This is a genomic window from Synechococcus sp. RS9909 (assembly GCF_014279595.1).
GTDB lineage: Bacteria > Cyanobacteriota > Cyanobacteriia > PCC-6307 > Cyanobiaceae > Synechococcus_C.
The window spans coordinates 1251978-1264429 of sequence record NZ_CP047943.1 but is presented as its reverse complement, the minus strand read 5'-3'; the positions used below and the strand labels follow the sequence as shown (position 1 = coordinate 1264429).

Sequence of the window (12452 nt, the reverse complement as noted above, 5' to 3'; positions counted from 1 at the left end):
AACCCTGCTGTTGTCCCACCTCTTCTCATGCGGCCCCATGCAGCGTCAGATCACAGCGGCAGCCCGTCAGTTGATCCAGTCCTTTGAGGGGCTCGAGCTCCGCAGCTATCCCGATCCCGGCACCGGCGGTGCGCCCTGGACCTGCTGCTGGGGCCACACCGGCCCGGACGTGCAGCCCGGGCAGACCTACAGCCAGCAGCAATGCGAGCGACTGCTGGATCAGGATCTTGCGCGCTTTGAACGCGGCGTCGAGCGCCTGATTCCAGGCCTCAACGATCAGCAGTTCGGTGCCCTGGTCAGCTGGGCCTTCAATGTCGGCCTCGGCGCTGTTGAAACCAGCAGCCTGCGCCGCCGCATCCTCCAGGGAGAGGCCATCGATCGGGTGATCCGTGAGGAGTTGCCCCGCTGGAACAAAAGCGTCAACGGCGTTCTTGCCGGCCTGAGCCGCAGGCGCGCGGCAGAAGTGGCCCTGGCCACAAGCACCGCACCAGACACGAGCAGCTCGACTGCCACCAGCTCTGCAGACGAAGAGCCGCTCGTCCTGCTGGATTTCTTTTCCCACTACGCCGCTCTACCCCACCAGCGCCAGGCGATCGCCCTGCTCCAGCAGGCCCTCAACGGCCATCCCGTTCTCGAGGCGAATCACCCCTGGGTGCAGACCTACCGCTCCAGCACCGACGACAGCGCCGTGGCCGGTGGTGATCGCCTCCAGCTCCAGGTGCCGTACTACACCCAGCACGACAGCAACACCGATCAAGGCGCACTGTCAGATGTCAATCAGGTTGATGTGTGGCGTCAATCAGGTTGACCGGTGAATGAGCTTGGTTTCGGGACCTGCTTCTGGCTTGAAATCCAGTTGGGATCTGGATCGTGACCAGGCCTGTCGCGGCGCGTCAATTCGGTTGTCCTGGTGGGCTTACTGATTGGGTGGGTGGGCCAGTTTTCGTGTCGCCGCCTTGGTTCTGTTTGCTTAGGCCGATGGTGGTTGTGATCGTGCCGGCGATGACGCTCGCGTCAATTACGTTGGCGGGTTGCTCTGATCACTGGAAACCCTTGCAGCAGCTGCTTTCTGCCGGTAGCTCTCGCCTTTGATGCCGATGATGTGGCAGTGGTGCACCAGCCGGTCTACCGCCGCCACAGTCATCGATCCGTTGGGAAAGATGTCGTCCCACTCCCGGAACGGTTGGTTGCTGGTCACCAGCAACGAACGGCGCTCATAGCGGTGGCAGATCAGCTCAAACAGCACCGAGGTCTCCAGTTCGCTGCGGCGCACGTAGGAGATGTCGTCGATCACCAGCAGGCTGTAGCGGTCCAGCTTTTGCAGAATTGCCGGCAGGTCATAGGCCGCCTTGGCCTTCTGCAGCAGCTGCACAAGCGCCGTGGCCGGGAAGAAGCGGCAGGCCTGGTCCTGCGCAGCCATCGCCATCGTGATCGCAATCGCCAGGTGGGTCTTGCCCACGCCGCTAGGGCCAAACAGCAACAGGTTTTCCGCCTGCAGCAGCCAGGTGGTCTGCTGCGTCAGGCCTTGCAGCTCCTGCCATTGACGCGGGTCGAGATGCTGGTGGTCAAACCCGTCGAGCCCTTTCTGCCAAGGGAGATGGGCGCCGCGCAGCAGGCGCTGCTGGCGGGCGATTTGCCGCTGCTCCAGCTCCAGTTCACAGAGCGAGTAGAGGAACTGGCCAGGGCTCCAGCCCTGGGCCTCAGCCTGCTCGGCCAGCGGCTGCCAGTGGCTGCGAAAGCGCGCGAGTTTCAGCTGTTTGAGCAGCAACGGCAAGGTCGCTTCCACCGCCTGAGAGCGAGGAACCGGTAAGGAGGTGGTCATAGGAAGCCAGCAGGTGTTGAGGAATCACGGGATCAGGCAGGGCGCTCCGCCGCGGCGGCAGCCGGAAGCGTTGCTGCAACAGCGAGAGCGACAGGGCCTTGCGTTGGTGGGCTTGCTGCAGGAAGCTGAGCACAAGCTCAAAAGACGCCACCCGCACGGCGACATACAGTGCCTCGACCATCAACCGGGCCGCGCCGTCACGGTCACCGCCGGCCAAGAGCTGTTGCCACAAGCCCCACCAGCGCTCATCGGGGAACAGGTGGCGCTGGTAGCGGCAATGGAGCAGAGCCCGCGGCTTGGCACGTAGGCCATCGATCAGGTGCTCCAGATCGATGCACCAGGCTCGCTTCTCGCCAGAAGCGCCATAAGCGCGTGGGAGCTGGCAAACCCAGTCGCGACCGAGGTAAACGACCAGTCGGTCATGGTGCAAGCGCACCGCAACCTGGCGACCGATCAGGCTCGGCGGCACCGAGTAGACGACCTGGCGCACCTCGATCGTGCTGGTGCTCCGCACCCGCACCGTGAGCAGCTCGTAGTCGGCAAAGCGAAAGGCCGGCAGCGGGCTGAGCACCTCCAATTCCTGTTCGTAGCGCCGTTGCCGCGGGGCATTGAGCGTGCTGAACACCTCAGCGACCAGCTTGCCGTATTCGGCGGGTTCCTCGAAATCGCAGCTGCCGCGCAGGATCAGCTTCTGCTCCAGCCGCCGTTTCACGTGGCCATGGGGTGCCTCGACGATGCCGTTCTCATGGGCCACACCACGGTTATTGCGGCTGGGGCTCAGGCCGTAGTGGCTGCAGAGCGCCTGGTAGCGGGGCGTGATGTCGAGGGCGTAGCTGCCGTCACGGTTGCGGCTGGCGGCCGATAAGCGATCAGTACGCAGTTCTTTTGGCACCCCACCGCAGGCAGCCAGGGCGTTCTGCAAGCCCTCGGAAAGGGCCACAAAGCTCTCGCCGCCATGGATCACCTGCCCGTAAGCCCAGCCACTCCAGGCCAGGCGGTAATGGAACAGCAGGTGCGGGAATGGTTCTCCCCGCAGGGTGATCTCCACGCGCTTGACCTTGGTGAAATCACAGAAGCCGATCTCGCCGGGCTGGTACGCCAGCGGGAACATCACCTCAGGCGTTTGGCCATGGAGGGTCTTCCAGTGCTGAACCCGCCGCTGCAGGGTGCGTTTGACAGAACTCCAGTCCTGATCAGGATTTTGCTCCTGCAGGTGCTCCAGCAGCGTGGTGGGCGTGAGGGCTGGATGGCGTTCAAGCAGGGGAAGCAGCAACGGCTCCCACACCGCCGCCAATGGGTCAGGGCGTCGTCTACTGCGGGGCTTGGCGGCTTTGGGTTGCAAGCGACCGGAGTCGATCCGGTGGGCACTGCTCACCGAGATGCCCGCCGCAGCGGCAGCCACCTCCTGGCGGCTGCCGGCTCGTCGTTTGGACATGTACAGCGAAATCTGTTGAGCGGTGAGGGGAGCAGGCATGTCCCGGTGCCCTGCGCATGGCAACCGGATTCAGCAGAACCCCTCAAGAGCGGTCAACCAGATTGGCGTGACCCCTCAACCAGATTGTCGTCGAACACGGCACCACCAACTCCCGGAGGCACCGCAAGAGACGCTGCGCCGGGCCTCTCCAGGATCGCCTGCGCGATAGCAGCTGACTGATTGCAGAGGCGCAGTCGTCTTTCAGTGGTTCGGCGCGCTGATTCGGCTTGACGCCAGCCACCAGGCAAACGACCATTTGATATCTCTTGATACCAAATGGTGTGGCGCTGGCTCCAGGCCGATCGTGCACGTGGCCGTGCTTTCCAGCCACGCTTTGAGAACCGGGACGTCCTGGCGGCCTGGCTTGGTGGTGTGCTGGCGATCACGTTGCTGGGGTTGATCAGCCTGTGGAGCCATTACCCCTTGGTGGAGGCGCCGTTCGGCGCTTCCACGGTGTTGCTGTTTGGCCATCCCCAAAGCCCCTTGGCACAGCCACGCAACCTTGTGATGGGCAACACTCTGGCGGCGCTGGTCAGCGTGGCCTGCGTCCACTGGTTGGGCAGCGATCCCTGGGTGATGGGTCTCGCTGTTGGCATCGCCATTGCCCTTGGTCAGCGCCTGCGTTGTCTGCATCCACCCGCCGGAGCCGTGGCCTTGCTGGGGGTGTTGCTACAGGCGAAGCCGATGTTTGTGCTCCTGCCGGTGTTTGCTGGGTCCGTATTGCTTACCGCCACGGCCGTGCTCTTCAGCCGGCTGAACGGATTATCTGAATCGTATCCCCATCACTGGATCTAAAGGCCTGCCGTTGAGCCAAACCAGGCCAACAGCACATGCAATCGAGGTGAGCACTCTGATGATCAGGGAGCTGATGCGGAACGTCGGCTGGGACGGCAAGGCCGGCGGCGGTGAGCGCTTGACCAAGGGGGTGAGCACCCCGCCAGATGCACCCCACCAACACCCGGAGACACCGCAAGAGACGCTGCGCCGGGCCTCTCCAGGGTCACCCCTGGTCAAGGGCTGACGCGAGGCGAATGAATTGGTTGCTCTGGTGCGATCGCAGCGAGCCGCTGTGCGCCGCTGCTCATCGCACCTTCCCTTACGGCATCGCCCCTTGACGGGCGGGGTGCTCCTTGAGGCGTCCCGTCGCTGCGCCATCAGGCGTCAGTTGCTCATGGCTTTTCATTCCCTGATCTCCGCCTCTCCAGGTGATCCGATCGCCCTGGTTGAGTCCTGCTACCGCGCTGTGGAGTGGATTCTCGCCTCACATGCCGCCAAGGGGCTCCTGATCCCCAGGCCCTGGATTGATCACCCCTACGGAGAAGAAGAGATCACACGCCTGGAAGAGGAGGTGCTGCCCGTGATCGCCTCCTTCCTCGCCCGCATCGATGAAATCGATCAGGCGCTTGAGGCCGAGCAGGAGGCCTTGATCGAGGCATTGCAGGCCTCGTCCTCTCAGCTCTGCTGAGGCCCGAGGCCAGGCCGGCCGTTGGCCGGCCTTTTCTGTTGCTCCCGGTGGGCCCGCGGGGTCGGTCAGGCAGCAGCGCTCTCCGCCAGGAAGCCCTCGATCCAGCGTTGGTGGCGGCCTGTGGTGATCAGTCCCGCCAGCGAGGGCTGGGCATCAGGCACCTGGAACGCAGCACGGAAGCCCCTGGCGAACGCCTCCAGCCGCGCCGGGGGCAGCGCCTTGATCTGGGTCTGCAGCCGGGTGATGGCAGCGGGTGGGAGTAGAGCCTCCGGAGCCTCGGCGGGCATAGCTTTGCCTATAGCCACCGGGGCCGGCTGCGCCGAAGCTGTGCTGCTCACCTGCCGTTGCTGTTTGTCGTAGAGCGCCAGGCCAAAGGCGTTGCCAAAGCTCATCAGCGCCCGTTTGGTCGCATCGGTTTCGGCTTCCTTGAGCGCTGATTCATGGGCCAGGCCCAGGTCGGCGTCGATGCCATGGCCGGCACCGGAGCCCTCGCGGATCAAGCAGCGCTCACCGGCGATCACGACAATCCGCACCCGGGCGGTGTAGGTCACCCCCCAGCCGCTCTTGCGTTCCCGCCCCACCGGCCGTTCGTGTTCCGCCACGCAGCTCGCATCCATGGTGAGCCGGTCCCAGCCATCAAAGCCAAAGATCCGGTTTGCCTCAGCGATCACCTGCCAGCCCTCGAGGTAGCTGACGCGCATCCGGCCCTGTTCCCGTTGCCGCACCTTGGCGCGATCGAGCGGGGCGGCGAGCAGCTCCCGCTGACGGGAGCTGAATCCAGAAACAGCTGGAGCAGCTGCAACCTGGGCTGGCAACGCTGGAGCGGGCGTGGTGGCATCACCCTCCTGCTGGAGCGAGTCGCGCAGCAGTTGCAGCGCCGAGGGATGGCGCCTGGGCATCCGCGGCATGGTGGTGCGCTCGGTTCCTGGGCTGGTCGTCGGCCTTGCGCTCTTGCTGGCTTGGCTGGTGCTGGCTGTGGATGTGATGGCCATGGTGAGGAATGCGGGTGTGCGGAGTGGAGAGATCAGTCGGAGTGGGGCCTGCAGCGGCAACCGCCGCCGAGAGGGGGCCTCTGGCCCCCTGGGGGGCTTCAGGTGATGGACCAGTGGCGCCGTTTGATCAACCGCGCGCCGGGCACGGCTGTTGCGGCCAGGGAAAAGGCGAGGTGGGCCGCTTCTGGTTTGGGCAGGCCCGCCACGGCTGCTGCAATCACGGCGCGGATGCGGGCCTTGATCGAGCTTTTGTTCGGGGTGCTCGTCGTCTGGGTGGTGAGCAACTCAGCGGGCAGGGCCTCGGGATCGTCGATCTCGATCGCTTCTGTGGTGCGTGATCGCAGGGTGTGATCGTGGAGCCGGTGGCTGCTGGCGCCGGGCTCCAGACGATCGAGCAGGTGGACCAGGGTGGATTCCAGGGCATCAGCGCGGTTGTCTTCCCCCTTGGCCAGGGCCGCAAACCGTTTCGCCTGGCTCTGGTGGTAGCTGGCCTCAGCGCGCAGCCGTTCGATCACCCAGCAGGTGGCATCGGCCTTACGCACAAATGCCTCGCGCTGGTGCTCCTCAGAGGCGAGCGATTCCTCCAGATCAGCGATCGCGAGGGCGCGTTCCTCGTCGTCGCCGGTATCAAGGCGTTCCGCCAACTGGGCGATCCAGTGGGTTTCAGCTTCAAGATCACGGCCGAGCTCCCAAAGGCTGGGCAGCTTCTGAGTTTCAACCGGAGGGGCAGTGAGGGGAATGGCAACAGACATGGGATGAAAAGCAAAGGGGGGAAAAGCTGAGGCGTGAGAGCTAAGAACAGAGGTATGGGGGGGATCTGAACCCCACCGCAAGCCGCTAGGCCGCTGGGATCTGGAGCACCGCGATCGGGAAGGAACTGGCGCGCTGCGCCATGGCGCGGGCCTGATCGAGCAAGGAGCGGGTGCCATTGGCACCGGGAAAGCCGAGCACCAGCAGGCCGCAACCTTGTGGCAAAGCCGCAACGCGTTCCAGCGCTGCGACGAGCATCTGCCGATTGCGGATCGGCCCGGCGGAGCGACCGAACTGCTGCCAGGCCGCGGGGCAGGCGATCTGGGGCCAACCCAATTGCTCAGCGGCAGCGGCAATCGCTTGATCAGCACCGCGGCCTGCGCCATGGAACAAGGCCTGAACCAAGCGGCCACTGGTGGCCTGCAGCAGATGGGCAGCGATCTGAGGCGGGGGCCAATCGAGATCACGACCACCACCGGCCACGATCACCAGTTGCGTGCAACCAGACAAGCGATCCGATGAACAAACAGGCGGCGCCAATGCGGCGGCAGCAGACAACAAAACCATGACGAAAATGAGATAGCAAAAGACAGCAGCAACAAGAGAATCAACGGGCGAGACGTCCTCCCTTGAGCACCCCCTTATTGTATCAGTACGGGCGTACTATGCGCCACATGAGACGGGGCTTTTCGGGCTGGCTTTGTAGAACTTCATGCGATCAATCAACCGCGCCTATTGATTCAGCAGCGCCACTCCATGTGTACGCGCCAGGCACACCATCAAGCGCCCGCAACGCAGCCACCACAGCCGCTTCCAGGCGCCGCAGATGGGCCTCAATGCGCGGGGCCGGCGGGGGGCCTCCCGAGGTGGCTCAGATCATCGAGATGGTGGTGCGGGGAGTGCCCTGGCAATATCGGGCCATCGCATAGGCACTTTCAGCCCCTCTGTTATGGCAACCACCTGCGGCTGAGCACCCCTGCAGCCAAGGTCCAGCGACCCGGGTGGACATTTTGGGGCTGATCCAGCAACCCTCCCGGCAGCCTTGACGCCTTTACCAGCCTTGGCAGTTCTGTTCGTCGCCCAAGGCTCGCCGATATTCGCCCTGCGGCCCGGCGCGCCTGGAGGCGGCAGCGGCACCGCTATCTCGATGGCAATGGCGATGGCGAGGCTTGCGAAAGCCCTGCGAGGATCGCTTGCATAGGCTGAATTGGGCCTATGTCTCAAAACCTGAAATGCAGGCTAAGTTCGGCATCAACAGGAAGGTGTGATGCAATCCAAGGATCACTGGGAGCACGTTTACAGCACCAAGCCAGCCACCGACGTGAGTTGGTATCAGGAGCACGCGGAGCAGTCTCTGCAACTCATCCATGCGACTGGCGTTCCCCGCACTGCGTCTATTATTGACGTTGGAGGTGGCGCATCGACACTTGTTGATGATTTGCTACGCGATGGTTATCGCTCCGTCGCAGTACTTGATTTGTCAGCCGCAGCACTAAAAGCTGCGCGGGTTCGACTGGGCGACCGCGGGCGATCGGTGGCATGGATTGAGGGCAACATCATTGATACCGCCTTACCTGAGCATGGTTACGACGTGTGGCATGACCGCGCAGTCTTCCATTTCCTGACGGTGGAGGCCGAGCGTCAGGCCTACGTGAACCAGGTTCTTCGCTCGGTAAAGCCGCACGGCCATGTCATCATCGCTACGTTCGCCGAGGACGGTCCTACGCAATGCAGTGGGTTGCCCGTAATGCGGTATTCGCCAGAGCAGTTGCACGGGCAGTTCGGGTCGAGCTTCGCTCTTCTAAAGCAGGAGAGAGAGGAGCATCACACACCGTTCGGGACAACCCAAAAGTTCATCTACTGCTACTGCCGTGTCGCAGATTCCTGAAGGTGCCGCCTAACAAGCCCATTGATTAGAAGCGTCCGATGGACGCCAGGAGCTGCACTTCAGGCCACGGCGTGACGACCAGCGTCCCTCTATCAGCAAGCCAACGCACACCATCGAGCGCCCGAAACGCAGCCACCACAGCCGCTTCCAGGCGCCGCAGATGGACCTCAATGCGCCGGGCCACCGCAGCCGCGGGAGAACCCCTTTGCTGCAATGACCCACACCACCCACCCCGGTGGCGGCGAGGAGAACAACAACACGCGAGCGCAAGGGCCGATCAGCGCATCGCGCCTTGATCGGCTCGCGCAGCCCTTGCGCCGCGTGGCATCCTCATCCACCGCCGCCGGGGGGCCAACAACACCTCATGACTGATGGATTGAACACCATCGATGGCTTGCATCGACGGCACCAAGCAAAACACTCATCGACTCCTCGCCACCCGTCAACAAGAAGTATCAGGACTCGAAACCTGATTCAGACATGGCAGACTTGATTGATCAGGTTCAGGTTCCGCCATGGCTAACACTCTCCTCAAGATCGGAGCTGTTGCCAAGGCTTCCGGCGTCTCGGTCAAAACAATCCGCTTTTATTGCGATCAAGGGGTGCTAGCACCAACAACCCGATCCGATAGTCATTATCGCCTATTTTCTGCTGATATCCTTGATGACATCGCCATGATTCGTACGCTGCGTGCCATGGAACTTCCTCTTGATTGCATCCGCAGAGTGTTGCAGGCGCGACGTTCAGGACTCTGCACCTGCGCGGATCTGCAGGCCACAATCCGCGACAAAGTCACGGAAATCCATCAACGCATTGATGACCTAAGGGCATTGGAGCACGATCTCAACACCCTGCTCGCTGGCTGGGAATCCTGCGGCGGTCGCTGATCAAGCCTCAATCAAGAGATTCCCCATCATGCCCAGATCCTCGTGATCGAGAATGTGGCAGTGGTACACGCTGCGGCCAGAGAAATCACGGAACTGCGTTCGAACCCGTACTGTTTCACCGGCACGTACCAGCACCACATCACGCCAGGCAAGCAATCGCTCTGGCTCGCCATTGCGGCTGATGACCTGCATGGGGTTGACATGGACGTGAAAGGGATGGTCCATCACCCCCGTATTCACCAAGTCCCACTCCTCGATATCACCCAGTCGCACCCGGGTGTCGATGCGTTGATGGTCGTAAGGCTGCCCGTTGATCAGAAACATCATCCCCATACTTGGTGCCATGCCATGGTTCATCACAAACCGGCGCGTTCGCACTGGATTGTTGAGCGGCTGAATGGGAAGCAATTCCCGGGGGAGCGCCACTGGTGTTGTCGTGCCATGGGTCTGAATCGTGGCAATGGTCTCCTCACCCTGGGAGGAAGCCACCATCCGCCGCATTCCCATCATCCTGCGGCCAACGCGGTTGTAGGAGCGATTTCGCAGGCGGAACTGCCCACCCGTCGGTGAAATCTGCACCAGAACATCGGCGCGTGCACCAGGCACGAGCAGTAGATCTTCGATTGCAAGCGGCTGCTCCAGCGCACCGCCATCGGTGGCGATCAGATGCAGTCGCTGCCCTTCCAATGCCAGACGCCAGAAGCGTGCATTGGAGCCATTCACCAATCTCAGCCGCAGCAATCCTCCGGCAGGGGCCTCAATTGTGGGGTTGACCTGCCCATTGACGGTGAGCACGGACCCCTCGCGGCCAAGCATCGCTCCGCCCATCCCTGGCTGACGATCGGCTGGGAGATCTTTGAGAAACAGCACCTCTTCCTGAGCGGACTGCACCTCAGGAATTCGGTCGAGTTCGCCGCGCACGATCAGCGCACCACCAAGGCCGCCGAACACCTGATCGGACACCGTTCCATGGTGATGGGGGTGGTAGTAAAACAGCCCGGCTGGATGGTCATCTGGAATCTGGAAGGAATAGCTCTGACTCGCACCCGGCTGAACACTCAGAAACACGTTGTCGGCATTCCCCTCTGGCGAGACATGAAGGCCGTGATAATGAAGATTGGTCGGCTGATTCAGCCGATTGTGCAGTTGGATCTTGACGTCATCACCAGCGTTGAATTCCAACACCGGCCCTGGCAGCAGGCCGTTGTAAGTGAGCGCGCGACCCGCTGTCCCCGGGATCGTGATCCGCGTCTCCTGAGCGACGAGATCAAGGATCAGGGCGCCTTGGCTCGAACGCACAACAGGCTGAGACATGACCGGCGACACCTGACCGGCTCGGCTCAGCCAGTGCTGACCAAGCAACCCTGCAGAAGCAGCGGCCGCTCCTCCGGCCGTCAAGGCGAGAAACGAGCGCCGGTTCATCCCAGACCGCTCCTCATCATGGGACTCAAGCTGACGCCAAACAGCAGCGACGCACCCATCAAGGTCATGATCAGGTTCTCAGCAAAGCTCACCACACCTAGCGGTGTGCGCGTGTTGCCGCCCACGCAGGCGCAATTGAGGGCGAGGTGATCGATGAACACTGACTTGCCCACCGACAGCATCCCCATCCCCCCCAACAACACCGCCACCGCTCCCACCAGGCCATCCAAGCCAGACGCCGGTTGCAAAAGCATGCCCAGCCCCACAAGTAACTCGACCCCTGGGTAGAGCCGACTCCAGGCTCGCCAGCGCTGGCTGAGCAGGTCGTATTTCAGGAAACTGGCAGCAAAGGCCGGCACATCCATGAGCTTGAGCATGGCCAGCAGACTGATCGCCAGGCCCATGAAGCCCCGCACGCTCGCGGCGAGGGCAAGGGCCATCAAGGCCGCGCTGACAAACACCACAATCACCGGGGTGTAGGACACCTCCAGTCCCTCCGCCTTCACACCCAACCGCGCGGCCAGTTCGCTGTAGCCACCGATCCGCACCGGTCCGCTGAACACCTGGGGCGTGCTGCTCACCCCGTGGTTGCGTTTGAACGCCTCCACGTCGTCAGTGCTGCGCAGCGGATGATCCTCAAACGCAATGCCCTGGCTCTGCAGCAGGGCCACCGCCTTCAGGCCCCAGGGGCAGGCGTGCTCCGGCGTGTCCATCCGATAAAGCTGAACATCGCGCAGCGCTGAGCGGGCCTCGGGAGAAACTGGTGTCATCAGCCCTTGATCGTCTGGAACGGCTTGATCACCCCTGAATTGGTGAACGTGAACACGGTGTAGGTCTCACGCTTCAAGGGCGACTCCATCCCCGGAGAACCCAGAGGCATGCCGGGCACTGCAATGCCAGCCACCCTGGGGCGCTCCTTGAGCAGCTTCTCAATCGCTGAGACCGGCACGTGCCCCTCGAACACATACCCATTGATCGTGGCAGTGTGACAGGAGTCCAATGCGACGGGAACGCGGTACCGCTGCTTGATTGCGGTGAGATTGTTCACGATGGTGTCCTGCACCGTGAAGCCAGCTTTCTTGAGGTGATCGAGCCAACCCTTGCAACAACCGCAGCTGGAGGAGCGGTAAGCCACCACCACCTCTGAGGCGTGACTTGGTGTGGCGGCGGTGATGGAGAGGCCCGCCAGAGCGAGGACCAGAGGGAGCGTGCGCATCACGGGATCAGGCATTTCCATCAACCGTATTGTCTCCAGAAGGTGGAGAGTCAAGGCGATCGGACAGCTTCAGCCAGCCGCTGGCAGCAGTGTCGTGAATGTGGCTCCGCGCCCCGGCTCTGACACCACGCGGATCTCTCCCCCATGGCGGTGGGCCTGCATCGCAACAAAATCGAACCCCATGAAGCAACGGAGCATGAACACCCTCACGTGAGCGATGCTCACCATCGTCACCAACACTGACTACAAAGAGTGCAATTGCCTCAACGACCTTCGCAGTGCTGAACGGCCTTGAGATAGAACAATTTGCCAGGACCGTCCTGGCCTTTTGGACCACTACTGCGTCTTAATCGCATCTGCTCATCGATGCAGAGATTGTATCGATGATGCCTTACAGCCTGAGGAGTCAACAAAAACGCGACAACAATCAGAGTCGCCGTACTGATCAGGGCCAGCAATGGATAGGCGTGGGCACGGATCATCTCCCGGCCAGAAAGCTTCGTCTCGGTGTGATCACTCATGGGAAAGAGAGTCCA

15 protein-coding genes are annotated in these 12452 nt (G+C 62.4%); 6 read left to right on the top strand and 9 right to left on the bottom strand.

Features of this window, described 5'->3' with window-relative positions; translation table 11 throughout:
• The first annotated feature begins 37 nt into the window (after positions 1 to 37).
• Complete coding sequence (locus SynRS9909_RS06300; protein WP_007102627.1) at positions 38 to 808, top strand: lysozyme; 771 nt, start codon at positions 38 to 40, stop codon at positions 806 to 808.
• 210 nt (positions 809 to 1018) lie between these two features.
• Here SynRS9909_RS06300 and istB read toward each other — a convergent pair whose 3' ends face one another.
• Together istB and istA are read right to left on the bottom strand one after the other, a co-directional pair.
• Positions 1019 to 1774 carry an IS21-like element helper ATPase IstB gene (istB, locus tag SynRS9909_RS06295; RefSeq protein ID WP_007102656.1) on the bottom strand — a complete coding sequence of 252 codons (756 nt, stop codon included), beginning with the start codon at positions 1772 to 1774 and terminating at the stop codon, positions 1019 to 1021.
• Positions 1701 to 3257 (bottom strand): IS21 family transposase, encoded by a 1557-nt coding sequence (gene istA, locus SynRS9909_RS13975; protein ID WP_162858297.1) that lies wholly within the window; start codon positions 3255 to 3257, stop codon positions 1701 to 1703. Before istA ends, istB begins: the two co-directional genes overlap by 74 nt.
• Positions 3258 to 3572: 315 nt before the next feature.
• Between istA and SynRS9909_RS06290 the strand changes: the two genes are divergently transcribed.
• The 3 genes from SynRS9909_RS06290 to SynRS9909_RS06280 all read left to right on the top strand — a co-directional run bounded on the left by SynRS9909_RS06290 (position 3573) and on the right by SynRS9909_RS06280 (position 4761).
• The gene (locus SynRS9909_RS06290; RefSeq protein ID WP_007102630.1) at positions 3573 to 4091 is read left to right on the top strand and encodes an HPP family protein; all 519 of its coding nucleotides are present in this window, start codon (positions 3573 to 3575) and stop codon (positions 4089 to 4091) included.
• A 73-nt stretch (positions 4092 to 4164) separates the two neighbouring features.
• Positions 4165 to 4317, top strand: coding sequence for a hypothetical protein (locus SynRS9909_RS06285; RefSeq protein WP_162858339.1), 153 nt, complete (start codon positions 4165 to 4167; stop codon positions 4315 to 4317).
• A gap of 27 nt (positions 4318 to 4344) precedes the next feature.
• A complete protein-coding gene (locus SynRS9909_RS06280; protein ID WP_255479247.1) occupies positions 4345 to 4761 on the top strand; it encodes a hypothetical protein in 417 nt (138 codons plus the stop codon).
• A 65-nt stretch (positions 4762 to 4826) separates the two neighbouring features.
• Here the strand turns inward: SynRS9909_RS06280 and SynRS9909_RS06275 are convergent, their stop codons facing one another.
• The 3 genes from SynRS9909_RS06275 to SynRS9909_RS06265 form a co-directional block, all read right to left on the bottom strand.
• Complete coding sequence (locus SynRS9909_RS06275; protein WP_240307800.1) at positions 4827 to 5753, bottom strand: RAD52 family DNA repair protein; 927 nt, start codon at positions 5751 to 5753, stop codon at positions 4827 to 4829.
• Positions 5754 to 5851: 98 nt separating this feature from the next.
• Positions 5852 to 6505, bottom strand: a complete 654-nt coding sequence (locus SynRS9909_RS06270) for a siphovirus Gp157 family protein (protein WP_007102634.1) — start codon at positions 6503 to 6505, stop codon at positions 5852 to 5854.
• Positions 6506 to 6590: 85 nt separating this feature from the next.
• Positions 6591 to 7013: an SLOG family protein gene (locus SynRS9909_RS06265; protein WP_240307801.1), complete on the bottom strand. Its 423-nt coding sequence runs from the start codon at positions 7011 to 7013 to the stop codon at positions 6591 to 6593.
• A gap of 757 nt (positions 7014 to 7770) precedes the next feature.
• On the opposite strand from SynRS9909_RS06265, the gene SynRS9909_RS06260 reads away from it, so the two are divergent.
• Positions 7771 to 8391 carry a class I SAM-dependent methyltransferase gene (locus tag SynRS9909_RS06260; protein ID WP_007102637.1) on the top strand — a complete coding sequence of 207 codons (621 nt, stop codon included), beginning with the start codon at positions 7771 to 7773 and terminating at the stop codon, positions 8389 to 8391.
• 515 nt (positions 8392 to 8906) lie between these two features.
• On the top strand, positions 8907 to 9278 hold the full coding sequence (locus SynRS9909_RS06255) for a MerR family transcriptional regulator (RefSeq protein ID WP_038001401.1): 372 nt from the start codon (positions 8907 to 8909) through the stop codon (positions 9276 to 9278).
• On the opposite strand, the gene SynRS9909_RS06250 is transcribed toward SynRS9909_RS06255, so the two are convergent.
• The 4 genes from SynRS9909_RS06250 to SynRS9909_RS06235 all read right to left on the bottom strand — a co-directional run bounded on the left by SynRS9909_RS06250 (position 9279) and on the right by SynRS9909_RS06235 (position 12437).
• The gene (locus SynRS9909_RS06250) at positions 9279 to 10700 is read right to left on the bottom strand and encodes a multicopper oxidase family protein (protein WP_007102639.1); all 1422 of its coding nucleotides are present in this window, start codon (positions 10698 to 10700) and stop codon (positions 9279 to 9281) included. It abuts the gene before it with no gap.
• The gene (locus SynRS9909_RS06245) at positions 10697 to 11470 is read right to left on the bottom strand and encodes a MauE/DoxX family redox-associated membrane protein (protein ID WP_007102640.1); all 774 of its coding nucleotides are present in this window, start codon (positions 11468 to 11470) and stop codon (positions 10697 to 10699) included. Before SynRS9909_RS06245 ends, SynRS9909_RS06250 begins: the two co-directional genes overlap by 4 nt.
• Positions 11470 to 11916 carry a DUF411 domain-containing protein gene (locus SynRS9909_RS06240; RefSeq protein ID WP_240307802.1) on the bottom strand — a complete coding sequence of 149 codons (447 nt, stop codon included), beginning with the start codon at positions 11914 to 11916 and terminating at the stop codon, positions 11470 to 11472. The genes SynRS9909_RS06245 and SynRS9909_RS06240 overlap by 1 nt, the downstream gene beginning before the upstream one ends.
• A 263-nt stretch (positions 11917 to 12179) precedes the next feature.
• Positions 12180 to 12437, bottom strand: coding sequence for a hypothetical protein (locus tag SynRS9909_RS06235; RefSeq protein ID WP_007102643.1), 258 nt, complete (start codon positions 12435 to 12437; stop codon positions 12180 to 12182).
• Positions 12438 to 12452: the final 15 nt, after the last annotated feature.